Genomic DNA, 25,129 nt, shown 5'->3' with positions numbered 1-25,129 from the left:
GAGAACCCCTCGGGACGGGGCCGCCGCCTTATGTGCTCTGCCCACATGTGCGGGGCCTACGTGTGCGGTGCGCCCATGTGCGGGGCCCACGTGTGCCGTGCGCACGTGTGGGGAGGGGCTACTTCCCGGACGCGGTCACCGGGTAGTGGTCGGAGAGGTTCGTGTACGTGTACTCCGTGCCCCAGCTGGAGACCGTCCAGGGCGCGCTCTGCTCCTTGATCACGTCGTTGTTCCAGCCCTCGGGCCGGACGTGGCCGCTGCGGTGCAGGACGTAGTCGAGGTCCTCGCTCGGGTCGTCCGGGTAGCGGTCCTTGGCTATGGAGTTCTCCTCCGTGTCGAAGGAGTACGGGTGCCCGGTCCGGGAGTCCGCCCCGTCCAGGCCCGCGTCCTGCAGCATCGAGGCGTACTCGCCGCCGTGCGAGTCGACGTTGAGGTCGCCCGCGACCAGGACCTGCTCGGACGCGGGGATGTTCTTCGCGTCGAGGAAGGCGTCGATGGTCTTGAACTGGGCGCTGCGCATCCGTACCGCCTCGCCGTCGCCGCAGCCCGGGTCGGTCGACTGCGCATGGGTGCCGACCACATGGACCTTCTGCCCGTTGACGTCGAGGACCACATAGGCGAAGCCCTTGTTGGAGTACCAGTCGGCGCCGCAGGCGTCGGCGAAGACGTACTGCTCCTTGCGCAGGATCGGCCACTTGCTGAGCACCGTCACGCCGCCGTCCTCGGGCGTGGTCGTCGAGTAGTTGCCTCCGGTGGCGTCCCAGCCGTCCTTGCTGCGGCCCACGACGGGCGTCTGGTGCGGGTAGGCGGCCGCGGCCTGCTGCTTCAGCGCGTCCGACGAGGAGTTGTCGAAGGCCTCCTGCAGCACGACCACGTCCTGGCCCTGGAAGAACGGCGCCTTCACGATCTCGGCGGCGCGGTGGTCCTGGCCCCAGTTGGGGTACAGCGACTTGCTGAACAGGAAGGTGTTGTACGTCAGCACCTCGAGGTTCTGCGCGGACTGCGCGGAGCTCTTCTCGACGGCTGAGGCGGCGGCCGGCTGAGCGGCGGCGGCCGTGGCGAGCGCGCCGCCCGCGAGAGCGAGCGCGAGGGCGGCGCCGCAGGCGCGGCGGGCCGGGATGCGGGGCATGAGGTCTCCCGTGGCAGTGGGGGATACGGGTGCGATACGGGTGCGCGCCACATCCAACCAGGTGAAGTTACTTACAGGTAGACCTGTGGGGGAGGGAGTGTGGCAGCACTGTGTCCACTGTCACGGTCGGCTCTGTGGTCCAGCCGTTCCGGCTCGGGGAGGATCGTGCGCGTGTACGTGATTCCGGAGGAACTCGGCCTGGGCGTAGGCCCGTTGAACCCCCAGGTGGAAGACTTCGCGGTCGCTGCCCTCGCCTTCGGCGCGGTCTTCCTGCTCTTCTGGCGTGTGCTGGCCCCGCGCATGGCGCGGGTGCTGGCGGAGCGTCAGGACATGATGGACGCACGTCTCAGGGGCGATCTGCACTTCCATGTCCGCGCTCTGCGGGAGGAGCGTGATCAGGTGCTTGCGGCTGCGCGGGAGGATGCGGTGCGGGTGCGGCGGGTGGCGCTGGAGAAGGGGGCGGCGCTGATCGTGGCGGCGCGTGAGGAGGGTGTGCGGGAGCGGGCGCGGGTTGTTGCGGCCGGGCGGGCGGGGATTGCTGTGCAGCGGGCTGCGGCGGAGGTCGAGTTGCGGGACCAAGTCCCGCGCCTTGCTGTGGAGTTGGCGGGGCGGGTGCTGGGTGAGCCGGTCTCTTCGGGTGCTGCCCACCCCTGACTTTTCCCCACCCTGTGTCGATTTGAGGCTGCCGCCGCGTGGCCTGGCGGACGGCTACGGAGGCTCCGCCCCCGCCGCACCCCGGCCGCTTTTCGACTGCCGCGCCGCCGTGGCCGCTCGCGCAGTTCCCCGCGCCCCTTTCGGGGCTGCGCCCCCAGCCCCGGCCCCCGGTCGTTTTTCGACTGCCGCGCCGCCGTGGCCGCTCGCGCAGTTCCCCGCGCCCCTGAAAGCCAGCCCCTGGCGGGGCTAAATCCAGCCGCAGCCTGCAAGTTCAGCCTCCCCGCCAAATTCAGCCCCTCCGGCGTTTGAGGAGCGGGGGGCTGGGGGCGGAGCCCCCGGGGCTACGGCGTCGGCTGTTCCTCGTCCGCCAGTGGGCGCAGTGGGCGGGTGTGGGTCCAGGCGGGGCCCAGGTCGTCGAGGGTGTAGCCGAACGGGTACGAGCGGGGCTCGGGCAGGCGGGGCCGGTGGTCCGGGCGGGCCGGGAGCAGGCGTACGACGTGGGCGCGCACCCGGAGCGCCCACCCCGCGAGCCGCCGCACCGCACGCGGCTGGGGTGCGTACCCCAGCGCCCGCAGCAGCGGCTCGTCGAGCAGCGCCAGCGTGAAGCGCGTGACGAGCGGCCGCAACCATCGCGGATACCAGGCGGCGCTCGTGCGGAACGTGGCGCGGGCGACCCGGTGGTTGGCGGCGTCGTAGGCGAAGTGGGCGCGCTCGTACGCGTCGAGGAGCCGCTCGTACTCCGCGTACATCGACGGCGCGCCCTCGATGTTCATCAGCTGGGCCAGCTTGTGGCCGACGAGGGCCAGCGACTCGACCTCCTGCGCGCACAGCCTGCGCCAGCCGAAGCGGTCGATCCACCGTTTCGGCCCGACCACCGTGGTGGCGAGGACGTACAGGAAGTCCTCGTTGCGGATGTTGTACCGGTCGTGGACGCGGTTGAGGTGGCGGGCGGCGGCGCGGCCGCGCTCGGAGTCGAAGCCGTCCTGCACCATCTCGTGGGCGAACAGGATCGTGTCGTCGTACCGCTTCTGGCCCGCGTGCTCGAACTCGCCGGTGGCGTCGAGAAGTCGGGAGATGCGCGGCACGGCGTAGTCGCGGATGAAGGCGACGCCGATGCCCTGGGTGTAGTCCCAGGGGAACTCGTACTGCGAGACGAGTTTGTGGATGTGCTCGTAGTCGCGCTGCGGGTCCATCCCGCGGATCGCCCGCAGTCTGCTGTAGCGCCCCATGGCGGCTCCTCCGGGTGCGGATGCGCCAGGACGGCGCACCCGAAGGTACGTCGTCCTGGCGCGAGTCGGCACCTCAGTGGTCGTGGACCGTGTTCGTCCGCGCGATCTTCTTCCAGGACTTCGGCTGCCCCGCGTCGCCGGCGCGCGAGACGCCCACCCCGGCCGCGGCCGGCTCGGACGGCTTGGCCGCCTCGTACAGCCAGGTGTCGAAGAGCGCGGCGAGCGGCTTGCCGGAGACCGACTCCGCGTACTTCACGAAGTCGGAGACCTTCGCGTTGCCGTACGCGCGCTCGGTCGGCCAGCCCTTGAGGATCTCGAAGAACGTCTTGTCGCCGACCTCGTTCCGCAGCGCCTGCAGGGCGAGCGCGCCCCGGTCGTACACGGCGAGGTGGAACTGGTTCTCCGGGCCCGGGTCGCCCGGCTTGACCGTCCAGAACTCGTCGTCGGCGGGGTGCGAGGCGTACACGTGGTCCGCGAGCTCCTGGGCCGTGCCCTCGCCCTCCTTCTCCGACCAGAGCCACTGGCTGTAGCGGGCGAAGCCCTCGTTGACCCAGATGTCCTTCCAGCCGTCGACCGAGACGCTGTCGCCGTACCACTGGTGCGCCAACTCGTGCACGACGACGGAGACGTTGGAGCCGGACGCGAACTGGCGCGGGCTGTAGAACGGCCGGGTCTGCGTCTCCAGGGCGTAGCCGCTCGTCACGTTCGGGACGTAGCCGCCGAGCGCGTTGAACGGGTACGGGCCGAAGACGCCCTCCAGCCACTCGGCGACCTCGCCGGTGCGCTCGATGCTCGCCTTCGCCGCGCCCTCGTTCGCGCCCAGGTCCTTGCTGTACGCGTTGAGGATCGGCAGGCCGCCGGTGGTCTTGTCGGTCGTGATGTCGAACTTGCCGACCGCCAGCGTCGCCAGGTACGAGGCCTGCGGCTTGTCCGAACGCCAGCTGTAGCGCGTCCAGTCGGAGCCGACGGGCCGGGTGGACTGCAGGACGCCGTTGCTGATCGCCTGCGTGCCGTTCGGCACCTGCACCGACACGTCGTACGTGGCCTTGTCGAGGGGGTGGTCGTTGGACGGGAACCACCACACGGCCGAGTCCGGCTCCTGCGCGGCGACGCCGCCGTCCGGGGTGCGGTGCCAGGCGGTGAAGCCGTTGATCGCCAGCTCCGAGGGCTTGCCCGCGTACCGCACCACGACCGTGATCGAGCTGCCCTTCGGCAGCGGGGCGGCCGGGGTGACCTCCACCTCCTGGTCGCCGGAGAAGGAGACGCCGGCCTTCTTGCCGTTGACCAGGACCTCGCTCACGTCCAGGCCGAAGTCCAGGTTGAACCGTGACAGGTCCTGCGTGGTCTCGGCGAGGATCGTCGCCGTGCCCTCCAACAGGTCCGACTTCGGCTGGTACTTGAGCCGCAGGTCGTAGTGCGAGACGTCGTAGCCGCCGTTGCCGCTCGCCGGGTAGTAGGGGTCGCCGATGCCCGGTGCGCCCGGCCCGCTGTGCTTTCTGGGGGACTCCCCCAGACCCCCAGCGGCGGCCGATGCCGGGATCGCCAGCAGCAGGGCGGCCACGAACGCGCCGGGGACGATCAGTCTGCGGTGCACAGAAGCTCCAAGTCGTCGATGTGGGGGGCTGGTTGGGCGCGGGCGGCCGAATGGGTGTACGGCCACTCGCGTCTCACGGAGCTTATTCAGCCCCTCGCGCCCCGACCATGTCCATGACTGTTTTCGTCACACGACTGCCATCCGGCCGACATGTGCCACTTAGTCCGACACCCCTGACAATCTGTCCCGCCGGCCTTCGACTACCCTCTTTTGTACGGGAGTTGACCCGGGTACGTTCCGGCACATGCCGATACGTGTGCGGGATCTTCGCCTGATACGTGTGCTGTTGCTCGCGGGAGCGCTCCTCGCGGCGCTCCTCGCGCCCGCTCCCCCCGCGTACGCGGCCCCGCCCGGCGGCGAGGAGAGCAAGCCCGTCTACTCGTACGAGAACGCCGTACGCGAGTCCGTCTGGGTCGACACCCGGATCGACGGCGACGGCGACGGGAAGTCCGACCGGGTCGCGGCCGACGTCATCCGGCCCCGCGAACCCGCCCGACAGGGCCGAAAAATCCCCGTGATCATGGACGCCAGCCCGTACTACCAGTGCTGCGGGCGCGGCAACGAGAGCCAGAAGAAGACGTACGACGAGGACGGCGACGTCGTCCAGTTCCCGCTCTACTACGACAACTTCTTCGTGCCGCGCGGCTACGCCTTCGTCGCCGTCGACCTCGCCGGGACCAGCCGTTCCGACGGCTGCGTGGACGTCGGCGGCCGCTCCGACGTCCAGTCAGCCAAGGCCGTCGTCGACTGGCTGAACGGACGGGCCAAGGGCTACACCACCCGCACCGGCGGCCAACTCGCCCGCGCGGACTGGTCCGACGGCCGCACCGGCATGATCGGCAAGAGCTACGACGGCACCATCGCCAACGGCGTCGCCGCGACCGGCGTGGAGGGCCTGGAGACCATCGTCCCGATCGGCGCGATCTCCTCCTGGTACGACTACTACTTCCAACAGGGCGCGCCCCTCTACGACTCGGGCCCCGAGTGGCTCTCCGACTACGTGGAGAGCCCCGAGGCCCGCGCCCGCTGCGCCGCCGTGCAGCAACGGCTCGTCGAGGGCGCGCCCCGCAGCGGCGACTGGACCGGCCTCTGGCAGGAGCGGAACCACGTCCCGGACGCGGACCAGGTGAAGGCCAGCGTCTTCCTCGTACACGGCATGCAGGACCTGAACGTCCGCGCCAAGCACTTCGGCCAGTGGTGGGACGCCCTCGGCGAGGCGGGCGTCGAGCGGAAGATCTGGCTCAGCCAGACCGGGCACGTCGACCCCTTCGACTTCCGCCGCGCGGACTGGGTGCGTACCCTGCACCGCTGGTTCGACCACGAACTCCTCGGCTACGACAACGGCATCGACGAAGAGCCGATGGCCGACGTCGAGCGCGCCCCCGACCAGTGGTCCACCGACCGGCAGTGGCCGCCGAGCGCCACCGACACGGTCGCACTGCACCCCGACGAGGGCGAGCGCCCCGGCATCGGAACCCTCACCACGAAGCCCGCGCCCGCCGGGGCCGAGGAGAGCTTCACCGACGACCCGAAGCGCGGCGAGGCCGACTGGGCCGCGCAGGCGGACAAGCCGACACCCGACAAGGCCTCCTTCGTCACCGGCCCGCTCACCGAGGACCTGCGGCTCTCCGGTTCCTCGCAGATCACCGTCACGGCCACCCCGAACGCCACGAGCGCGCACCTCTCGGCGGTCCTCGTCGACCTCGGCCCGGACACCGTCCGCGACTACACGGCGGCCGGCGAAGGCATCAACACCCTTGACGAGCGCACCTGTTGGGGTGCGGAACGCCCCGGCGACAGCCCCTGCTACCGGGAGACCGAGGCCGACACCGCCGACGTCGACTTCACCATCTTCGCCCGCGGCTGGGCCGACCTCGGCACCTACGCCGACCCGGAGCAGGGCCGCCCGCTCACCCCGGGCGAGCCGCACACCCTCACCATCGACATCGCCGCCGCCGACCACGTCGTACCGAAGGGCCACCGCCTCGCCCTGATCGTCGCGGGCACCGACGCCGGCCTGATCGACCCGCCCGCCGCCACCCCGAAGCTGACCCTCGACCTCGCCCGCACCGAGGCACGCCTGCCGCTGGTCGGCGGCGCTCGCGCCTTCACGGCCGCCACGAGCGGCGCGTCGGAGCGGCCCGCACCGAGCGAGAGCCGGTACGAAGGCCTCGACCGCGAGCCCGCCGCGCACCGCGTCCCCGGCGGGACCTCGGCCACCCACTGACCCACGCCCACTGACCCACGCCCACTGACCCACCCCCCCCCGCACCCACCCGGAGCACCACCCGTCCGACAACCAGGTCAACCAGGTCAACCAGGGAGGCAACACCCTTGAGACCCCGTGCCCGAGCCCGTACCCGCACCCGCGTCCGTGCCCTCGCCCTCACCGCCGCCACCGTCCTCGCCGCACCCCTGCTCGCCGCGCCGGCCGCGGCCGCCGACCGGGCCCCGCTCTCCGGCGACGGCCCCCGCACCGGCTTCGAGGAGACCGACGGCGCCCGCTGGACCAGCCAGCCCGAGGAGCAGAAGTTCCTCGCCGCCGTCGACCGCGCCCACGACGACGTGCGGATCGACCGCATCGGCAGCACCAAGCAGAACCGCCCCCTGCAACTCGTCCGTATCGGCGCGGAGCGGAGCACCGCCAACACCGTGCTGCTCATCTGCAGTCAGCACGGCAACGAGCCCTCCGGCCGCGAGGCCTGCCTCTCCACCACCCGCGACCTCGCCGCCGCCGACGACGCCCGCACCCGCGCCCTGCGCGAGCACACCACGTTCCTGATCGTGCCGACCGCCAACCCCGACGGCCGCGCCGCCGACACCCGCGGCAACTCCGACGGCGTCGACATCAACCGCGACCACATCGCCCTCAAGACCGCCGAGGGCCGCGCCATGGCGACCGTGATCCGCGACGAACGCCCCGACGTCATCTACGACCTGCACGAGTACGGCGCCACCCCGCCGTACTACGACAAGGACCTCTTCGACCTGTGGCCCCGCAACCTCAACGTCGCCGACGGCGTGCACAGCGAGGCCCAGACCCTCTCCGGGAAGTACGTCAGGCCCGCCGCCGAGGCGCACGGCCACTCCACCGGCACGTACGGCATCTGGACCGACCCCGTCACCGGCGAGCCGATCAAGCAGACCGCGGGCGACGGGCAGGAGCGCATCCTGCGCAACGCCTCCGGCCTCAAGCACGCGGTCGGCCTGCTGATCGAGAGCCGCGTCGACGCCCTCACCGAGCAGGAGAAGGCCGACGAGGCATTCAACAACCGCCGCCGCGTCACCTCCCAGCTCGACGCGCTCGGCGGCCTCCTCGCGTACGCCGACGAACGCGCGGGCCAGATCGGCGCCGCCACCACGGCCGCCCGCGCCGAAGGCCTCGCCGACCAGGGCCCGGTCTACACCGGCGGCGCCGACAACGACCCCGCCGAACCGGCCGAGACCATCCCGGACCCGCCCTGCGCCTACACCCTGGACGCGGCCCAGTACGCGGAGGTCGGCGACGAGTTGAAGCTGCACGGAATCAAGGCCGAGACCACCGCCGACGGCGCACTCGTCCCCGTACGCCAGTCGATGCGGGCGCTGGTGCCGCTGCTCCTTGACGAACGTGCGCCCTATCACCTCACCCAGGCGCGTCCTTTTAAAGGGTGCTGATTGGGGGTAATAGAAATGGCTCCCGTGGTAAGGGGTACCGGTGACTTGATTTCGGACCTCGAAGGGCGTGCCAGTGACACAAGATCTGAGCAAGACGGCTGACCGGGGAGACCCGCCCAGTGCGGTGGAACTCCCCGGCAGCCCGCACGAGGGGCCGCCGGCCCAGACCGACAGAGTGGTGTTCGGCGTCACCGCCGTGCTCACCCTGGCGTTCGTGGTCTGGGGCGCGGTCTCCACGGACACGCTGGAAAGCGTCTCCACGAGCATGCTCAACGGGCTCATCCACAACGGCGGTTGGGCCTTCGTGCTCGCCGCCTCGGGCTTTGTGGTCTTCGCGCTGTGGCTCGCGATCAGCCGCTACGGGAGGATCACCCTCGGCGCGGAGGGCGAGGAGCCGGAGTTCCGTACGGTGTCGTGGATCGCCATGATGTTCAGCGCCGGCATGGGCATCGGCCTCATGTTCTACGGCGTGAGCGAGCCGCTCACGCACTACACCTCACCGCCGCCGGGCACCTCGCCCGCCGACTCGGGCGCGCGGATGGAGGTGTCGATGGCGACGACCCTCTTCCACTGGACGCTGCACCCCTGGGCGATCTACGCGGTGGCCGGCCTCGCCATCGCGTACAGCTGTTTCCGGCGCCGCAGGCGGCAGACCATCAGCGCCGTGTTCACGCCGCTGATCGGTGAGAAGAACGCCAACGGCGGCTTCGGCCGGGCCATCGACATTCTCGCGATCTTCGCGACGCTCTTCGGCTCCGCCGCCTCCCTCGGCCTCGGCGCCCTGCAGATCGCCAACGGCATGCGGGAGCTGGACTGGGCCAGCAAGGTCAGCACCGCCGTCCTCGTCTCCATCATCGCCGTGCTCACGATCTGCTTCGTGGCCTCCGCGGTGTCCGGTGTGGAGAAGGGCATCCAGTGGCTGTCCAACATCAACATGGTGTTGGCGGGCATCCTCGCGGTCTTCATCTTCGTGGTGGGCCCGACCGTCCTCGTCCTCGACCTGGTGCCGACCTCCGTGGCCTCCTTCCTCGGCGACCTGCCGCAGATGGCAGGCCGTACGGAAGCGGCGAGTGATGCAGGCAGCGAGACCAGCATCGCCGACTGGCTCGGCGGCAACACGGTCTTCTACTGGGCCTGGTGGATCTCCTGGACGCCCTTCGTCGGCATGTTCATCGCCCGCATCAGCCGCGGCCGCACCATCCGCCAGTTCATCGGCGGCGTCATCCTCGTGCCGTCCACCGTGAGCCTCATCTGGTTCGCGATCTTCGGCGGTACGGCGATGCAGCTGAGCGAGCACAAGCGGCTCAGCGCCGACCTGACGGTCGAGGGCCAGCTGTTCGGCGTCCTGAACGAGTACCCGATCGCCACCGTCATGAGCCTGCTCGTGATGATCCTGGTGGCCATCTTCTTCGTCTCCGGCGCTGACGCGGCGTCCATCGTCATGGGCACGCTCTCCCAGAAGGGCACGTTCGAGCCGACCCGGTTCGTCGTCATCTTCTGGGGCGTGGTCACGGGCGCCGTCGCGGCCATCATGCTGCTCATCGGCGGCGGTGGCGACGACGCGCTCACGGGCCTGAAGAACCTCACGATCCTGGTCGCGGCCCCGTTCGCGGTGGTCATGGTCGGCATGTGCTGGGCCCTGATGCGCGACCTGCGGCACGACCCGCTGATCGTGCGCGGGGAGAAGGGCGAGGAGGCGGTCGAGATGGCCGTCATCGCGGGCCACGAGAAGTACGACGGCGAGTTCGAGCTGCGGATCGGCCCGGCCGACCCGGAGACCAGCGCCACCACGCCGCCGGCCTCGGACTCGGGCGGCAAGTCGGACTAGCGAGCCCCTGCTCCCACACCGGCGGCGCCACCCCCACCTACGGGGGTCGGCGCCGCCGTTGGCTTTCTCTCCCCACCCCGCCCCTGCAGATCCAGCCCCTCCGGCGTTTGAGGAGGCCTGTCCGGCAGGACTTTCGGGAAGGGGCGGGGCGGGGAGGAAAAACCGCCCCCCGGGCCTCACCCCACCAACCCCGCCGCCACCTCCGCACACCCCCAAGCCACCGTGACCCCCGCCCCACCGTGCCCATAGTTGTGCACCAACACCCCGCCGCCCCCGGCGACTTCGCGTTCGAGGCGCACCGCCGGGCGCGCCGGGCGGAGCCCCACCCGGTGGGCCAGGACGCGGGCCTCGGCGACCTCGGGGCGGACACGGGCGCAGCGAGCGACGATCGCCGCCGCCGTCCCCGGATCGGGCTCCCGGCTCCAGTCCCCCTCCTGCGCGGTCCCGCCGAGCACGAGCCCGTACGGCTGCGGCAGCAGATACGTGGTCTCGGCAGAGGCAGAGGCAGAGGCAGAGGCAGAGGCAGAAGCAGAAGCAGAAGCTGAGGCCGAAGCGGTCGAAGCAGAGACCGAAGCCGAGCCCCCGCCACCCGTGGCGACGAACCACTCCTCCACCCCCGGGTTCTCCACCACCACCAGCTGCCCCCGCACGGGCCCCACCGAGGGATCCCCCGTAAGCGAACGCGCCCCGAGCCCCGAGCAGTTGACCACCACCGCGGCCTCCGCCGTCGCCTCGCGCAGGTCGGACACCTCGCGCCGCTCGACCCGGCCGCCCGCCGCCGCAAGGCGCTCCGTCAGGTACGCGAGATGCCTCGGCATGTCGATCAGCGGCACCGTCGCCCGCAGCCCCTGCGCCCAACCCCCGGGCAGCTCGTCGGGGCTCGCCGCCCGCAGCCCCGGCACGGCCTCCGCCCAGCGCCCGAGCTCCGCGGGCCGGGTGTCCGCCATGGTGCCCGCGACCATACGCACCCCGGTCGTCGACGGCTCGGCGGCCAGCGGCACGTACACGTCGAGCGAGCGCAGCGACCACTCCTCGACCAGCTTCTGCGGCTCGATCCGGTACGGCCAGCACAGCCCGCCCGCCACGGCCGACGTGCACTCCGCGGCCGGGTCCCGCGCCCACACCCGTACCCGCTCGCCCCGCTCGGCGAGGACCACGGCCGTCGTCAGACCGATGACCCCGCCGCCCACCACGATCACTTCAGCGCTCATGAGCGGACCCTAAGCGCGCCACACGCCACCGCCCAAGAGGCGGTGACCGATCCCGTCGCGGATGCGCACAAGGCCGCCCCGGCGGGAATACTCCGCACATGTGTGCCGCATACACGTCCTTCGGCCTGGCGCCGGCGACCCGTGCCGGGGGAGTTCTCGCGGACGGTGGCTACCAAGTGCACCGGGATTTCCTGGACTTCATCGTCGACGGCCGCCCGCTCCTCTTCCGGCTCAGCGACCTCGACGCGGTCTCCCCGCTGGCCGCGGACGTGCCGCCCGCCATCTTCATCGACCATGTGCGCCGCCTCCTCCTGGAGGCCGAGGCGCCGCTCGCCGACGGCCGGTACGTGATCTACGGCTGCCCCGAGTGCGAGGCGCTCGCCTGTGGCGCGGTCACGGCGGTCATCGAGCGCGCCGAGGACGGCAGCGGCGCCTACGTGTGGCGGGACTTCGCCTGGCAGACCGAGGAGCGCGCCGACCTGGAGCTCAACGGCTACCGCGGCATCGGCCCGTTCCGCTTCCGCGCCGAGGAGTACCGCAGCGCGCTCAGCCGTCTCCTGAAACCCGAAGACCTGGGCGGATCCGGGGCCGCGCCGGGGCCAGGGCCCCTGGGTGGCACCGCCCGTCGTCGTGTCCTGCTGATCGGCGCCCGCGCGGCCGTCCTCGCGCAGCTCGCCGCCGCGCTGCGCATCATCGGCATCGGCGCGGAGACCGTCCCTGCCGATGCTCTGGGCGTCGCGGGCGGCATCGGCATCCCGGCCGAGGAGCTGTGCGGCTACGGAGCGGTCGCCTTCGGCCGAGCCGTCACGGACGCCCAACGAACCGCGGTACGCGGCGAGTTCGAGCGCGCGGGGCTCACGGTGGCGTACGTGGACGGCCTCGCCCCGATCGTCCCGCTCCTGGTCGCGCAGGTCGAACAGGCCCTGGGCGAGGGCCAGTCGAGCAGCCACCGGCTGACCGGCCTCACGGTGGCCGACGGCGAGGCGGACGTGCAGGTCGCCTCCACCTGCCGCGTCCGCCTCACCGCGTACCGCCTCGACCGGCTCCACCGCAGCCGTACCCACGAGGTGTACGAGGGCGTCCTCGAACCCGGCAGCCACCGCATCGTCCTCGACCCCAAGTCCGTCAGGGGGCGGGCCTTCCTGGTGGCGCGGGCGCCGGGCGCGGTCCTTGTGGCGGCGGTGGACGACCACATGTGACCAGCCCACATGCGCCCCGCCCACATGTGCCCCGCCCACATGTGACCAGCCCCCATGTGCCCCTAGCCACACAACCGCGCCGGGCAGCGAAAGGGCGGTGAGCCGACCGCCGCCGGTCGCCTCACCGCCCCTACCCGCAGGTCGAGTTACCGCCCGCGCCGCCTCTCGTCGACGAGACCCGCCTTGCGCAGAGCGTCCGCCATCGCGCTGTTGGCCGGCGCCGGAGCGGGCCGACCGCCGCCACCGTTGCCACCGCCGCGCCGCTCGCGACCGCCACGCTGCTCACGCCCGCCCCGCTGCTGCGGAGGCCGCCCGCCCTGGCCGCCGCGCCCGCCGCGCTCGCGCCGCTGACCCTGGCCGCCTTCCGAACTGCCGCCCGCCGCACCGGAGTCGGCCTCGTCGTCGAGGCGCAGCGTCAGCGAGATCCGCTTGCGGGGGATGTCGACGTCGAGGACCTTCACCTTCACGATGTCGCCCGGCTTCACCACATCGCGCGGGTCCTTGACGAAGGTCTTGGACATCGCGGACACGTGCACGAGCCCGTCCTGGTGCACGCCGACGTCCACGAACGCGCCGAAGGCCGCGACGTTCGTCACGACCCCTTCGAGCACCATCCCGGACGCCAGGTCGCCGATCTTCTCGACGCCCTCCTTGAACGTGGCCGTCTTGAACGCGGGCCGCGGGTCGCGCCCCGGCTTCTCCAGCTCGCGCAGGATGTCCGTGACCGTCGGCAGACCGAACTTGTCGTCCACGAACTCGGCCGGCTGCAGCGAGCGCAGCGCGCCCGCGTTCCCCACGAGGGAGGCCACCTCGCCGCCCGTCGACTTCACCATCCGCCGCACCACCGGGTACGCCTCGGGGTGCACGGCGGACGCGTCGAGCGGGTCGTCGCCGCCGCGGATGCGCAGGAAGCCCGCGCACTGCTCGTACGCCTTCGGGCCGAGCCGCGCCACGTCCTTCAGGCCCTTGCGGTTCTGGAACGGGCCGTTGGCGTCGCGGTGCGCCACGATGTTCTCCGCGAGGCCCGAGCCGATGCCGGAGACCCGGGCGAGCAGCGGCGCGGACGCGGTGTTCACGTCCACACCGACGCCGTTCACACAGTCCTCGACGACCGCGTCGAGCGAGCGGGACAGCTTCACCTCGGACAGGTCGTGCTGGTACTGCCCGACGCCGATGGACTTCGGGTCGATCTTCACCAGCTCGGCCAGCGGGTCCTGCAGCCGCCGCGCGATGGACACCGCACCGCGGATCGACACGTCCAGGTCCGGCAGCTCCTGCGAGGCGAACGCCGAGGCCGAGTACACGGAGGCGCCGGCCTCCGACACCATCACCTTGGTGAGCTTCAACTCCGGGTGCTTGGCGATGAGTTCACCGGCGAGCTTGTCGGTCTCGCGGGACGCCGTGCCGTTGCCGATCGCGATCAGGTCGACGGAGTGCCTCGCGGCCAGCTCGGCCAGCTTCGCGAGCGCCTGGTCCCACTTGTTGGCCGGGACGTGCGGGTAGATCGTGTCCGTCGCGACGACCTTGCCGGTGGCGTCGACGACGGCGACCTTCACACCCGTACGGAAACCGGGGTCGAGGCCCAGCGTCGCGCGCGTGCCCGCGGGCGCGGCGAGCAGCAGGTCCCGCAGGTTCGCCGCGAACACCTTGACGGCCTCGTCCTCGGCGGCCGTGCGAAGGCGCAGCCGCAGATCGATGCCGAGGTGCACGAGAATCCGGGTCCGCCAGGCCCAACGCACCGTGTCGAGCAGCCACTTGTCGCCCGGCCGGCCACGATCGGCGATCCCGAAGCGGCTCGCGACGATCGGCTCGTACGAGGACGTGGCTCCCGGAACGGGGGCGTCCGAGGACGGCTCCTCCGGCTCCAGGACGAGGTCGAGGATTTCCTCCTTCTCGCCGCGCAGCATCGCGAGGACGCGGTGCGAGGGCAGCTCGGTGAAGGGCTCGGCGAAGTCGAAGTAGTCGGCGAACTTGGCGCCCTCGGTCTCCTTGCCCTCGCGGACCTTCGCCGCGAGCCGGCCGCGCGTCCACATCCGCTCGCGCAGCTCGCCGATCAGGTCGGCGTCCTCGCCGAAGCGCTCGGTGAGGATGGCCCGCGCGCCGTCCAGCGCGGCCTGCGGCTCGGCGACGCCCTTCTCGGCGTCCACGAACGCGGCGGCCGCTGCGAGCGGCTCCACGGACGGGTCGCCGAGCAGCCCGTCGGCCAGCGGTTCGAGGCCCGCCTCGCGCGCGATCTGCGCCTTCGTACGCCGCTTGGGCTTGAAGGGCAGATAGATGTCCTCCAGGCGCGCCTTGGTCTCCGCGCCCCGGATCTGCGCCTCGAGCTCCTCGGTCAACTTGCCCTGTTCCCGCACCGAGTCGAGGATCGCCGTCCGCCGCTCCTCCAGCTCCCGCAGGTAGCGCAGCCGCTCCTCCAACGTGCGCAGCTGCGCATCGTCGAGCATCTCGGTGGCTTCCTTGCGGTACCGGGCGATGAACGGCACCGTCGAACCGCCGTCGAGCAGCTCGACGGCGGCCTTCACCTGCCGTTCCCGTACGCCGAGCTCCTCGGCGATCCTGCTCTCCACGGACCCTACGACGGGTGTCGGTGTCGCCCCTGTGGTCACGATTCCCCTACCGCCTTCTCGCTGAGCTTGAAGTGGCATTGTGGCAGGTGGCGGTGACCGTCCGGGATCGGGTGGGGCCGCCCGCACCCCGAGCGGGGCTCCCGCCGCCGGTCAGACCCGGTGCGCCCGGCGCGTCGCACGGGGAGCCCCGTCGGTGGTCCGCTCAGCCCTTGCCGAGCAGGTCCGCGGGGAACGCGCCCGCGGCGAGGGCCGTGCCGACGAACCCGGTCGCGAGCTCGGTCAGGCGCTCCACGCCCGCCGCGCCCAGGTGCTCGTACGGGGCGGCGTCAAGGCGGTCGGTGGCGTCCTCGACGTCCTCGCGCAGCGCGACGCCCGCCGCGGTCAACTCGCCGTCCGCGCCGAGCAGTCCGCGCTCCCGCAGCCGCCCGGCCGCCGCGTCCCAGTCGTCCTGCGTCCAGCCGCGGGTGCCGAGGATCCACTTCGGTGCCATGCCCTTGCCGGTGGCGGTGTGGCTGACCAGCGCCTCCACCGGGTCGAGGCCGGCCTCCAGGAGCACGGCGAGATGGCCGTCGCCGCGGTGCTCGCGCAGCAGCGTCGCCGCGTGCCAGTAGGCGAGATGCGGCTCCTGCGGCACGGGCAGGTCGGCGTGCGCCGCGTACAGCGGCCGTGCGTGCCGGGTGCAGGCCTCGGTGGCGCGCAGGGCCAGCTCGGCGGCCTCGCCCATCGCGTCGGAGGCCACCGCCTCGTCGCCGAGCAGCCGCCGCAGCGTGGTGTCGACGGCGCGGAGGCGCGCGGCCAGGACGTCCTCGGGCGAGGCGATGTCCCAGACGGCCGGCAGTGCCTTGGCGACCACGTCGTACTTGAAGTTGTAGAACGACGCCGCGACCACGCCCGGTCCGACCCGGCCGAAGGCGGCGGCCCGCCCGGCGAAGTAGGCGGCGCTGGAGTCCTGCACGCCGAGCACGGTGAGCTCGGCGGCGAAGTCGGGGGAGAAGTAGACGGTGGAGTGCAGCGGGTTCACGACGTTGTGACAGCGGCGTCCGGCGCGCGCGGGCAGAGAGGTCATGGCGGCACGCTACCGACTGGTTGGTACGGCGTGAAGGGCGGGGCGGCGATGGCAGGAAAGGTGGGGTTCTCGTCATTGCGGCCATCCGCGTACGGCTGAAGAATCGACCGCATGAAGCCCCAGCGGGCCGGCCCCGGCCACCAGGAGAAGGACATGAAGGGCGTGCAGGGCGTGAAAGGTGTGAAGGACGTGCTCGTGGTCCTCTTCGACGACGTCCAGAGCCTCGACGTGACGGGCCCGGTCGAGGTCTTCACCGGTGCGACGTACGCCGCCGCGGCCTCGGGCGGTGCGTCCGGCAGCCCCGGCTACCGCGTCCGCACGGCCTCCCTCGACGGCGCCCCGGTCCGTACGTCCAGCGGCCTCACCGTCGTACCGGACAGATCCCTGGCGGGCGGGCCGACCCCGCACACCCTCCTCGTCCCGGGCGGCCACGGCCCCCGCTCCACGGACGCCGGTCTGGTCGACGCCGTACGCGAACTCGCCCCGCGCGCACGGCGGTTGGTGTCCGTCTGCTCCGGGGCGTTGCTGCTCGCCGAGGCCGGGCTGCTCGACGGCCGGCGCGCCACCACGCACTGGATGTTCTGCGAGAAGCTGGCCCGCGACCACCCCGAGGTACGGGTCGAGGCCGACCGGATCTTCGTACGCGACGGGCATGTCGCCACCTCGGCGGGCGTCACCGCGGGCATCGACCTGGCCCTCGCCCTCGTCGAGGAGGACCTCGGCCGCGACATCGCCCTGACGGTCGCCCGGCACCTGGTGGTGTTCCTGCGCAGACCCGGCAACCAGGCGCAGTTCAGCGCCCAGTTGGCGGCCCAGACCGCCCAGCGCGAACCGCTCCGCGAGGTCCAGCAGTGGATCACCGAGCACCCGGCGTCCGACCTGTCCGTGGAGGCGCTCGCCGCGCGCGCCCGGCTCTCGCCCCGGCACTTCGCGCGCGCCTTCCAGACGGAGACGGGCGTGACGCCGGGCCGGTACGTGGAGCGGGTCCGACTCGAGCACGCGCGGCGGCTGTTGGAGGACGCCGCCGGCGGGGTCGAGGAGGTCTCCCGCTCCTGCGGCTACGGCACGCCCGAGGCGATGCGGCGCGCGTTCCTCAAGCATTTGGGCACGAGCCCGGCCGAATACCGCCACCGCTTCCGCACGACGACCCCCGCCCGCTGCTGACTCCGCTCCCCGAAAGCCCTGACGGACGGCTACGGGCCTACACCCCGAACCCCGCTTCCGGGGGCTGCCGCCCCGAACCCCCACCTCTGGGGGCTGCGCCCCTGGGCCCGGCTCTCGGGGCTGCCGCCCCTGGACCTCGCTCTCGGGGCTGTGCCTCTGGCCCTGCTTCCCGGGGCTGTGCCCCTGGGCCCCGTCCTCGGGCTGTGCCCCTGGGCGCCGTCCTCGGGCTGTGCCCCTGGACGGGCTCCCGGGGCTGTGCCCCTGGCCCTGCTTCCCGGGGCTGCCGCCCCTGGACCTCGCTCTCGGGGCTGTGCCCCCGTCCTCGGGCTGCCCCCTTAGACCTTGCTCTCGGGGCTGCCGCCCCTGGCCCTGCTTCCCGGGGCTGCTCCCCGGACCCCGTTTCCCGGGGCTGTGCCCCTGGGCCCCGTCCTCGGGCTGCCCCCTTAGACCTTGCTCTCAGGGCTGCGCCCCCGACCCGCCTCCCGGGGCTGCGCCCCCGGTCCCCGCTCTTGGGGCTCCGCCCCGTACCTCGGCCGTCTTTTCGGCTGCTGCGCCGTCGTGGCTGGTCGCGCAGTTCCCCGCGCCCCTAAAAGCCGGCCCCTGCCGGGCCCGTCTCAGCCTCAACCCCTGCCGGGGCTAGAGCCAGCCCCCGCCCCGCCCCGCCCAAATCCAGCCCCAGCCCGCAGAGCCCGCCCCCCACCCCGCGACAATCCAGCCCCAACCCCCGGCATCTGAGGGGCAGAGGGTCGGTGGTCGGATTCAGCCCCTCCGGCGTTTGAGGAGCGGGGGTTCCGGGGGCTGGCCCCCGAAATCGGGGTCCGGGGCGTAGCCCCGTGGTGGGGTCCTGGGGCGGCAGTCCTCGGGCAGGGGGTCGGGGGCGGCAGTCCCCGGGCAGGGGGTCGGGGGCGCAGCCCTCGGAGCTGGCCGCTGAGGACTTTCGGGAAGGGGCGGGGAGGGGATCAGACCAGGCCTCAACCAACCACCAACCACCAACCACCGACAGAAAGGCCCCGCCATGCAGATAGCGATCCTGCTCTACCCCGGCTTCACCGCCCTCGACGCCATCGGCCCGTACCAGACCCTCAACCCCCTCCCGGACGCCGAAGTCCTGTTCGTAGCCGAGCGCGCAGCACCCGTCACCGACGACAACGGCACCTTGACCCTCACCCCGCGCAAGACCCTCACCGAGGTACCCGACCCGGACATCGTCGTCGTACCGGGCGGCCCCCCGGAGAACGTGCAGCCGCAGATGGCCAACCCGGCGGTCCTGGACTGGCTGCGCGCGGCCGACGCGCACACCACCTGGACGACCTCGGTCTGCACGGGCTCCCTGCTGCTCGCCGCGGCCGGCTTCCTGAAGGGCCGCCGCGCCACCTCGCACTGGCTGGCCCTCGACGCCCTGCAGGGCCTCGGCGCCGAACCGACGGGCGAGCGCGTGGTGTTCGACGGCAAGTACGTCACGGCGGCCGGCGTCTCCTCCGGCATCGACATGGGTCTGACCCTCGCCGGAAAGATCGCCGGGGACCCGTACGCGCAGGGCATCCAGCTGATGATCGAGTACGACCCGCAGCCCCCGTACGACGCGGGCTCACCGGAGAAGGCCCCGGCCGAGCTGGTCGAGAAGTTCCGTAGCGAGGAGAGCGAGGAGGCGGAGGCCGCTCAGGCCTGACGGTCCTCGGCCGGGCTCCACGTGAACCGCGGCGCCCTGCGCTCCAGGAAGGCGGTGACACCCTCGGCGGTGTCGCCGCTGCCGCGCGCCTGCTCGGTCCAGTGCGCGGACCGGTCCGCGCGGCCCGCCGCGAACTCCTTCGCCGCCGCCTGCGTGAGTAGCGACCGTGAGGCGAGCACCCGCGCGAACTCGCCCACCCGCTTGTCCAGTTCGCCCGGCGCGTGCACCTCGTCCACGAGCCCGGTGCGCAGCGCCCGCGCGGAGTCGATCAACTCCCCGGAGAACAGCAGGTACTTGGCGGTCGCCGGGCCCACCAGGTCCACCAGGCGCTGGGTCGAGGAGGCCGCGTACACGATGCCCAGCTTGGCCGGGGTGATCCCGAACGCCGCGCCCTCCTCCGCGAACCGCAGGTCGCAGGCGGCCGCCAACTGGCCGCCGCCGCCCACGCAGTAGCCCCGTATCGCGGCGAGCGTCGGCTTCGGGAAGGCCGCGAGCGCCTCCTCGGCGGCCACGGCGAGCTCCTGCGCCTCGGCCGCGGAGGCCCGCAGCCCCGAGATGTCCGCACCGGCGCAGAAGGTGGGCCCCGCGCCGGTCAGCACCACGACGCGCACCTCGGGGTCGGCGGTGAGCCGGTCGAGGAGCGGCGGCAGCGCACGCCACATGTCGTTGGTCATCGCGTTGCGCTTGGCGGGGTGGTCGATGACGACGGTCGCGACGGAGTCGGCGACCGAGTGCCGCAGCCGCGGCCCGGTGAGCTGGGAGTGCGCCATGCGCCGGATGCTATCCGTACGGTGCGAACGTACGATCAACAAGGGGGTGACCGGCGTGACCGCAGGCGGGGGGACCCGGCTCCCAGGAGGCGCTTGATGGCCAAGGAAACCGCCAAGGACACCGCCAACGAAACCGCCGAGGAAAGCCCCGGGCACGCGCCCGGCATGCCCCGCTCCAGCCGGCGAACCAAGCCCCCGGCCACCGCGCGCGAGGGCAGAAAGCTCAGGCGCAGCTTCGGGGTGCTCGCGTTCCTCGGCGCGATCCTGGTGATCGGCGGCCTGGTCGGCCTCGTGTACGTGGGCGTCGCCACGCTCACCTCCATGCTGCTCTTCGGCTGGCTGCTGCTCATCGGCGGTCTCGTCGGCCTGTTGCAGTCCGTCCAGCTGCGCGGCACCAGCGTGTTCTGGCTGGGCGTGGTGGTCGCGGCGCTCAACATCGCGGCGGGCGTGGTGGTGCTGCGGCACCCGGAGGGCAGCGCGGAGGCGCTCACCATGTTCGCCGCGCTGCTCTTCCTCACTGGAGGAGTGTTCCGCCTGGTGGGCAGTGTGGTGGTGCGTGGCCCGCAGTTCGGCGTGACCCTCGTGCAGGGCGCGTTCGGGCTGCTCCTCGGCATCCTGGTCCTCACCGAGTGGCCCGGCAGCAGCCTGTACGTCATCGGCACGTTCTTCTCGCTCGCGCTGCTCTTCGACGGGCTCGGCCTGATCGCCCTCGGCCTCGGCGGACGCCGGCTCGTGGGGTACGTGGAGGAGGTGGTGACCCCCGGTAACGGCGAGGTCGGCGGGGCGTCCGGAGGCCCGCTGAGCAAGGGGAGCTTGAAGGCAGAACAAGACGAGCAAGATCAGTCGTCCAAATGACTCCGGCGCGCGCCTGCGATCAGAAGCCATCGATAGTCGACCAGTTCTGATCACTTCGGTGGTCCGGGGACGATCCTTACCAAACTCGACGTGTGGCGACAATCGAGCGTGAGGGCAGGGACCGGACGATGGGCGACCACGGCAGCGCGGCAGCCGACCCGACATCGGCGGCCGGACCGTTGCCGTACGAAGGAGTCTGGCGGTTCACCGCACCCGCGGTCGACGCCTCGGTACCGCAGGCCCGCCGCGCGGTGCGCGACCTGCTCGCACGCCAGGGGGTGCCGGCCTCCGACGACGTCGTGCAGGGCCTCCTCCTGATCGTCTCGGAATTGGTCACCAACTCCGTACGGCACGCGGCCCTGCTCTCCCCGATGATCGCGGTCGAGGTCGCGGTCGGCGCCGAATGGGTCCGCGTGGCCGTGGAGGACAACCACCCCTACCGGCCCACCGCCCTGGTCGCCGAGGAGTCCCAGACCGGCGGCCGCGGACTCCTGCTCGTCCGGGAGATCACCAAGGAGGCCGGCGGCGCCTGCGACGCCGAGCACACCGCGACCGGCGGCAAGATCATCTGGGCCGCCCTGCCGCTCAAGCCGGCGGGCCCCGCCAACATGTAGCCGCCCCACACACAAGGGGCGGCCCCGCGCCCATGCAGTGGCCCCCGCCCACATGTGGTGGCCCCACATACGTCCCGCGGCCCGGCCCCCAGCCGCACCCGCACAACCGGCGGCCCCCGCACAACCGACAGGCCCCGCACCTCAAGCGACGGGCCCCGCACCCTGAGTGAGGGGTGCGGGGCCCGTCGGCGGGTCCGGCCGTCGTGCTACCAGTTGGCCGCCGGGCCCGTGAGCTCCTCGATCGCCGGCCGCGCCGCCTGAAGCACCGTCATGAACCAGGCGGAGAACGGCACTTGGTCGTGGCGCACGGCCAGCTCGTCCGCCGTCACGAAGGCCGTCTCGGCGATCTCGGCCGGATCGGGGCGCAGCGGAGCCTGCACCATGCCGACGAACAGATGGTTGAACTCCTGCTCCACCAGGCCCGATTCCGGGTCCGGGTGGTTGTAGCGCACCGTGCCCGCCTCCGCGAGCAGCGAGGGCGACACCCCCAGCTCCTCGTACGTACGCCGCGCGGCGGCGGCGAACGGCGACTCACCGGGGTACGGGTGCCCGCAGCAGGTGTTGGACCACACGCCGGGGGAGTGGTACTTGCCGAGGGCACGGCGCTGGATCAGGAGCCGGCCGCGCTCGTCGAAGAGGAACACCGAGAACGCCCGGTGCAGTTGACCGGGGGCCTGGTGGGCGGAGAGCTTCTCCGCGGTGCCGATCGTGTTGCCGTCCTCGTCGACGAGCTCGAGCAGGATCTCTGCGGCGGTGCCGTTCGTGGAGTTCGCCGCGGTGCCTTGTGTGATCGGCATAACCATCCTTCGCTTCGGACTTCGACCCCCCAAGTCTGCCGTACACAACCGACGCATCCGACACTTCTCGCGGATGCGTGGCATGTCCCGCGCCCATGTGCGCCGCCCACACAGCCGAGGCCGGGCCCCCTGCCGGGAGACCCGGCCCCGGTGCGGAAGCGGAATGCGATCAGACGCCGAACGCCGCCGGGTAGCGGACCGTCCCGCTCGGCGGCGCCGCATCCGAGACGTCCAGGACCAGCGCCATCAGCGCCTCGTCCGGTACGTCGAAGCCCACCCGGACCCCGAAACCGGAAGCACGCGTGAAGCCGAACCTCGGGTAGTAACCGGGATGCCCGAGCACCACCACGAGCCGCTCGTCGGCGCGCGCCCGCGCCGCGTCGAGCACGGCCGCGACGACGGCCGCACCCGCGCCCCGCCCCTGGAACTCCGGCGCCGTCGCGACCGGCGCCAGACACAGCGCCGCCGCGTCGCCGACCCGGCAGCGGGTCAGCAGGGCGTACGCGGCGATCCGCCCGTCCGGGGCCTCGGCGACGTACGACAGCGCGTCGATCCAGGCGTCCGGGTCGGCGCGCAGGGCGTCGACGAGCCGGGCCTCGTCCTCCGTGGGGAAGGCCGCCGCGTTGACCGCGTGCACGGCCTCGACGTCCGCGGCGGTCTCGGGCCGCACGCGCCAGTCGGACGGCCGCAGCACATAGCCGGTGTAGCCGTACTCGGCGCCGTGCTCCGCCCGTACCCGGATCTCCTCGCGGGTGGCGGCGAGCGCCTCGGTCATGCCTGGCGCCTGCGGATCGGTGCCGGAGAGTGCGGCGTCGGCCCGCTCCGCGAGCGGCCCGTAGTACTCGTCCCAGTCGGACTCGGGCTGCCAGTGGACGCCGAGCACCGAGTACCCGGCGGCCGCCGCGGCCCACCGGTTCGCCGGACCCGTACGCAGGGGGTAGTGCCGGTCCCAGAAGGCGCGGGCCTCGCGGGACGGCTCGGTGGCGGTCCACTCGCACTCGGTGACCACCAGCGTGCCCCCGGGCGTGAGCAGCCGGCGCCAGGAGCGCAGCGCGGTGTCGAACCCGATGCTGTACGCGGAGCTCTCCGCCCACACCAGGTCGTACGTGCCGTCGGGCAGCGGCAGTTCGGCCATGTCGGCGTGGACGGTCGTGATGCTGTCGGTGAGCCCGCGCGCGGCCGCGGCCGCTTCGAGCTCGTCGAGGAACGGGCGGTGCAGGTCGACGGCGGTCACCTCGGCGCCCGCCTCCGCAGCGAGCAGCAGCGCGGCCCGGCCGGGCCCGCAGCCCAGGTCCAGGACGCGCGGCCGCTCGGGCAGCGGGCCCGCGAGGGACAACAGGCGCCGGGTGGTGGCGTCGGAGCCGGGGCCCTGCCGGGGGAGCCCGTGATGCAGGGCGAAGAAGGCCTCGTGGAGAGCGGCCTCGGTGGAGATGTCGTTGACGTCGTTGTTGTCAGCGGTCTCGGACAACGTGAGAACCCTTAACAGGATGTGGGTCCGCGGGCGGCGTGTGCGCCGGTCAGCCGCGAGCCCGGAGAGTGGGGACAACCATGTCGCTGCGCACGGCAGCGTGGAACGCGACAGTCATCAACCCACCTCCAAGATCGATGGCCACACTATCACCGCGAGTGAGGGCAGGGGCAGGGTCCGGGTCAGGCGTAGAGGCAGAGGCAGAGGCAGAGGCAGGGCCAGGACCAGGGGCAGAGCCAGGTCAGTGGCAGACCTTCTCGTGCGCCTCGTGCCCGCTCGGCTCCAGTTGGAAGGTGCAGTGCTCCACGTCGAAGTGGCCGCCGATGCAGCCCTGCAGCTCGTGCAGGAGTTTCTCGTGCCCCACCGAGTCGAGCACGTCATGGTCGACCACCACATGTGCGGAGAGCACAGGCATCCCCGAGGTGATCGTCCACGCGTGCAGGTCGTGCACGTCCTGCACCCCGGGCAGCTCCAGGATGTGCGCCCGCACCTCGGCCATGTCGACGCCCTTGGGCGCGGACTCCAGGAGCACGTTCACCGTCTCGCGGAGCAGCTTCACCGTACGAGGCACGATCATCAGGCCGATCACGATGGAGGCGATCGGGTCCCAGGCCTGCCAGTCGGTCAGCACGATCAGCGTCGCCGCGACGATCACCGTGGCCGAGCCGAGCGCGTCCGCGAGGACCTCGAGGAAGGCGCCGCGGACGTTGAGGCTCTCGCGCTGGCCGCGCAGCAGCAGACTCAGCGAGATCACGTTGGCGACCAGGCCGATCACGCCGTAGACGATCGCGAGCGGGCCGTGCGTCGGCGACGGCTCGATGAACCGCTGCACCGCCTCGACCAGGACGAAGCCGCCGACCCCGAGCAGCAGCAGACAGTTGGCGAGCGCCGCCAGAATCTCCGCGCGGGCGTAGCCGAACGTGCGGTTGCCGGCCGCCGGGCGGTTGGCGAAGTGGATCGCGAGCAGCGCCATCGCGAGACCGAGCGCGTCTGTCGCCATGTGCGCGGCGTCGGCGACCAGGGCCAGCGAGTTCGCCGCGATGCCGCCGACGATCTGCACCGCCATCACGAAGAGCGTGATGCCGAGGGCGATGCGCAGCCGCCCCTTGTACGCGGCCGCGGCCGTGCCGGTCAGCGGCGCCCCGTGGTCGTGTCCGTGTCCGTGGTCGTGCCCGGCCCCCATGGGGTCCCCCTCGTCTCGGCGGATGTGCTCGTGAGTCGTCTCGCGAGTCACCTCGTGAGCCGTCCCGAAAGTCGTCGCGCAAGTCGTCCGGTGGTCCTGCTCGTGGTCCTTCTCTCAGTGCCGGCTCCCTGGCCGCGACAGCCAGTGAACTACGGGGGAGGGGTATGGGGCAACACGGCACTGAACACCGTTGTCATCTGCTCTGACCTGCGGAAATGACTCCAGGTCAGAGAGCTGGCAAGATCGTCTGCGAGTCCGGTCGCCCGAGGACGTGATCCGTCGCGGGTTTGTCGGTCGGCATCCCGTTCGAGGATGATGACCGATGCGGTCAGCCCCTTGCAGACCGCGCTTATCGGGCCGTAAACGGGCGGTGAATTACCGCTTCCCATCATCCGATAGCCTCTGCCGACGTGCCGCCCGGCCGCCTTCGGCCGGAGGCGCCCTGCACGCTGCCCGGCGCTCGTGCGCGCCGACC

The 25,129-nt window shown here is 72.1% G+C and carries 19 protein-coding genes; 9 read left to right on the top strand and 10 right to left on the bottom strand.

Annotation, left to right across the window (positions count from 1 at the left end; genetic code table 11):
• Nucleotides 1-118 precede the first annotated feature (118 nt).
• Nucleotides 119-1,129 (bottom strand): sphingomyelin phosphodiesterase, encoded by a 1,011-nt coding sequence (gene sph, locus QIS96_RS09510; protein ID WP_282541994.1) that lies wholly within the window; start codon nucleotides 1,127-1,129, stop codon nucleotides 119-121.
• Nucleotides 1,130-1,300: 171 nt separating this feature from the next.
• On the opposite strand from sph, the gene QIS96_RS09505 reads away from it, so the two are divergent.
• Nucleotides 1,301-1,783, top strand: coding sequence for a F0F1 ATP synthase subunit B family protein (locus QIS96_RS09505; RefSeq protein WP_282541993.1), 483 nt, complete (start codon nucleotides 1,301-1,303; stop codon nucleotides 1,781-1,783).
• 341 nt (nucleotides 1,784-2,124) lie between these two features.
• Here the strand turns inward: QIS96_RS09505 and QIS96_RS09500 are convergent, their stop codons facing one another.
• The gene (locus QIS96_RS09500; protein WP_282541992.1) at nucleotides 2,125-3,012 is read right to left on the bottom strand and encodes an oxygenase MpaB family protein; all 888 of its coding nucleotides are present in this window, start codon (nucleotides 3,010-3,012) and stop codon (nucleotides 2,125-2,127) included.
• Nucleotides 3,013-3,085: 73 nt separating this feature from the next.
• Nucleotides 3,086-4,606, bottom strand: coding sequence for a M1 family metallopeptidase (locus tag QIS96_RS09495; protein ID WP_282541991.1), 1,521 nt, complete (start codon nucleotides 4,604-4,606; stop codon nucleotides 3,086-3,088).
• Between the two features lie 244 nt (nucleotides 4,607-4,850).
• On the opposite strand from QIS96_RS09495, the gene QIS96_RS09490 reads away from it, so the two are divergent.
• The 3 genes from QIS96_RS09490 (at nucleotide 4,851) to QIS96_RS09480 (ending at nucleotide 10,091) form a co-directional block, all read left to right on the top strand.
• Nucleotides 4,851-6,833, top strand: coding sequence for a Xaa-Pro dipeptidyl-peptidase (locus QIS96_RS09490; RefSeq protein ID WP_282541990.1), 1,983 nt, complete (start codon nucleotides 4,851-4,853; stop codon nucleotides 6,831-6,833).
• Between the two features lie 107 nt (nucleotides 6,834-6,940).
• Nucleotides 6,941-8,263: a M14 family metallopeptidase gene (locus tag QIS96_RS09485; RefSeq protein WP_282541989.1), complete on the top strand. Its 1,323-nt coding sequence runs from the start codon at nucleotides 6,941-6,943 to the stop codon at nucleotides 8,261-8,263.
• A gap of 73 nt (nucleotides 8,264-8,336) precedes the next feature.
• A complete protein-coding gene (locus QIS96_RS09480; RefSeq protein WP_408907147.1) occupies nucleotides 8,337-10,091 on the top strand; it encodes a BCCT family transporter in 1,755 nt (584 codons plus the stop codon).
• A 176-nt stretch (nucleotides 10,092-10,267) separates the two neighbouring features.
• Here QIS96_RS09480 and QIS96_RS09475 read toward each other — a convergent pair whose 3' ends face one another.
• Nucleotides 10,268-11,302: an FAD-dependent oxidoreductase gene (locus QIS96_RS09475; RefSeq protein WP_282541988.1), complete on the bottom strand. Its 1,035-nt coding sequence runs from the start codon at nucleotides 11,300-11,302 to the stop codon at nucleotides 10,268-10,270.
• 98 nt (nucleotides 11,303-11,400) lie between these two features.
• On the opposite strand from QIS96_RS09475, the gene QIS96_RS09470 reads away from it, so the two are divergent.
• Entirely contained in the window at nucleotides 11,401-12,501 is a 1,101-nt protein-coding gene (locus QIS96_RS09470; RefSeq protein WP_282541987.1) for an oxidoreductase, read from the top strand.
• A 146-nt stretch (nucleotides 12,502-12,647) separates the two neighbouring features.
• Here the strand turns inward: QIS96_RS09470 and QIS96_RS09465 are convergent, their stop codons facing one another.
• Both QIS96_RS09465 and QIS96_RS09460 read right to left on the bottom strand, forming a co-directional pair.
• Entirely contained in the window at nucleotides 12,648-15,146 is a 2,499-nt protein-coding gene (locus QIS96_RS09465) for a Tex family protein (RefSeq protein WP_282541986.1), read from the bottom strand.
• Nucleotides 15,147-15,270: 124 nt separating this feature from the next.
• Nucleotides 15,271-16,134 (bottom strand): SCO6745 family protein, encoded by an 864-nt coding sequence (locus QIS96_RS09460; RefSeq protein ID WP_282541985.1) that lies wholly within the window; start codon nucleotides 16,132-16,134, stop codon nucleotides 15,271-15,273.
• 153 nt (nucleotides 16,135-16,287) lie between these two features.
• On the opposite strand from QIS96_RS09460, the gene QIS96_RS09455 reads away from it, so the two are divergent.
• Both QIS96_RS09455 and QIS96_RS09450 read left to right on the top strand, forming a co-directional pair.
• Nucleotides 16,288-17,298 carry a GlxA family transcriptional regulator gene (locus QIS96_RS09455; RefSeq protein WP_282542012.1) on the top strand — a complete coding sequence of 337 codons (1,011 nt, stop codon included), beginning with the start codon at nucleotides 16,288-16,290 and terminating at the stop codon, nucleotides 17,296-17,298.
• A 1,015-nt stretch (nucleotides 17,299-18,313) separates the two neighbouring features.
• Entirely contained in the window at nucleotides 18,314-18,967 is a 654-nt protein-coding gene (locus QIS96_RS09450) for a DJ-1/PfpI family protein (RefSeq protein WP_282541984.1), read from the top strand.
• Here QIS96_RS09450 and QIS96_RS09445 read toward each other — a convergent pair.
• Nucleotides 18,958-19,737 carry an enoyl-CoA hydratase/isomerase family protein gene (locus QIS96_RS09445; RefSeq protein ID WP_282541983.1) on the bottom strand — a complete coding sequence of 260 codons (780 nt, stop codon included), beginning with the start codon at nucleotides 19,735-19,737 and terminating at the stop codon, nucleotides 18,958-18,960. The genes QIS96_RS09450 and QIS96_RS09445 overlap by 10 nt on opposite strands.
• A gap of 165 nt (nucleotides 19,738-19,902) precedes the next feature.
• Between QIS96_RS09445 and QIS96_RS09440 the strand changes: the two genes are divergently transcribed.
• Nucleotides 19,903-20,592, top strand: a complete 690-nt coding sequence (locus QIS96_RS09440; RefSeq protein WP_282542011.1) for an HdeD family acid-resistance protein — start codon at nucleotides 19,903-19,905, stop codon at nucleotides 20,590-20,592.
• Between the two features lie 92 nt (nucleotides 20,593-20,684).
• Nucleotides 20,685-21,206 carry an ATP-binding protein gene (locus QIS96_RS09435; protein WP_408907146.1) on the top strand — a complete coding sequence of 174 codons (522 nt, stop codon included), beginning with the start codon at nucleotides 20,685-20,687 and terminating at the stop codon, nucleotides 21,204-21,206.
• A 206-nt stretch (nucleotides 21,207-21,412) separates the two neighbouring features.
• On the opposite strand, the gene idi is transcribed toward QIS96_RS09435, so the two are convergent.
• From idi to QIS96_RS09420, 3 genes are all read right to left on the bottom strand, one after another.
• The gene (gene idi, locus QIS96_RS09430; protein WP_282541982.1) at nucleotides 21,413-22,003 is read right to left on the bottom strand and encodes an isopentenyl-diphosphate Delta-isomerase; all 591 of its coding nucleotides are present in this window, start codon (nucleotides 22,001-22,003) and stop codon (nucleotides 21,413-21,415) included.
• Between the two features lie 169 nt (nucleotides 22,004-22,172).
• Nucleotides 22,173-23,435 (bottom strand): bifunctional class I SAM-dependent methyltransferase/N-acetyltransferase, encoded by a 1,263-nt coding sequence (locus QIS96_RS09425; protein WP_282542009.1) that lies wholly within the window; start codon nucleotides 23,433-23,435, stop codon nucleotides 22,173-22,175.
• Between the two features lie 277 nt (nucleotides 23,436-23,712).
• Nucleotides 23,713-24,654, bottom strand: a complete 942-nt coding sequence (locus QIS96_RS09420) for a cation diffusion facilitator family transporter (protein WP_282541981.1) — start codon at nucleotides 24,652-24,654, stop codon at nucleotides 23,713-23,715.
• Between the last annotated feature and the right edge of the window lie 475 nt (nucleotides 24,655-25,129).

It is taken from the genome of Streptomyces cavernicola, assembly GCF_029968035.1.
Taxonomy (GTDB): domain Bacteria; phylum Actinomycetota; class Actinomycetes; order Streptomycetales; family Streptomycetaceae; genus Streptomyces; species Streptomyces cavernicola.
Note: the sequence above shows the minus strand (reverse complement) of the source record. Positions and strands in the feature narration are given on the sequence as shown.

Coding starts and splice junctions, on each gene's coding strand:
- QIS96_RS09455 (WP_282542012.1), top strand. CDS start 16,288: ATGAAGGGCGTGCAGGGCGTGAAAGGTGTGAAGGACGTGCTCGTGGTC.
- QIS96_RS09475 (WP_282541988.1), bottom strand. CDS start 11,302: ATGAGCGCTGAAGTGATCGTGGTGGGCGGCGGGGTCATCGGTCTGACG.
- QIS96_RS09450 (WP_282541984.1), top strand. CDS start 18,314: ATGCAGATAGCGATCCTGCTCTACCCCGGCTTCACCGCCCTCGACGCC.
- idi (WP_282541982.1), bottom strand. CDS start 22,003: ATGCCGATCACACAAGGCACCGCGGCGAACTCCACGAACGGCACCGCC.
- QIS96_RS09500 (WP_282541992.1), bottom strand. CDS start 3,012: ATGGGGCGCTACAGCAGACTGCGGGCGATCCGCGGGATGGACCCGCAG.
- sph (WP_282541994.1), bottom strand. CDS start 1,129: ATGCCCCGCATCCCGGCCCGCCGCGCCTGCGGCGCCGCCCTCGCGCTC.
- QIS96_RS09490 (WP_282541990.1), top strand. CDS start 4,851: ATGCCGATACGTGTGCGGGATCTTCGCCTGATACGTGTGCTGTTGCTC.
- QIS96_RS09460 (WP_282541985.1), bottom strand. CDS start 16,134: ATGACCTCTCTGCCCGCGCGCGCCGGACGCCGCTGTCACAACGTCGTG.
- QIS96_RS09440 (WP_282542011.1), top strand. CDS start 19,903: ATGCCCCGCTCCAGCCGGCGAACCAAGCCCCCGGCCACCGCGCGCGAG.
- QIS96_RS09470 (WP_282541987.1), top strand. CDS start 11,401: ATGTGTGCCGCATACACGTCCTTCGGCCTGGCGCCGGCGACCCGTGCC.
- QIS96_RS09445 (WP_282541983.1), bottom strand. CDS start 19,737: ATGGCGCACTCCCAGCTCACCGGGCCGCGGCTGCGGCACTCGGTCGCC.
- QIS96_RS09420 (WP_282541981.1), bottom strand. CDS start 24,654: ATGGGGGCCGGGCACGACCACGGACACGGACACGACCACGGGGCGCCG.
- QIS96_RS09465 (WP_282541986.1), bottom strand. CDS start 15,146: ATGCCACTTCAAGCTCAGCGAGAAGGCGGTAGGGGAATCGTGACCACA.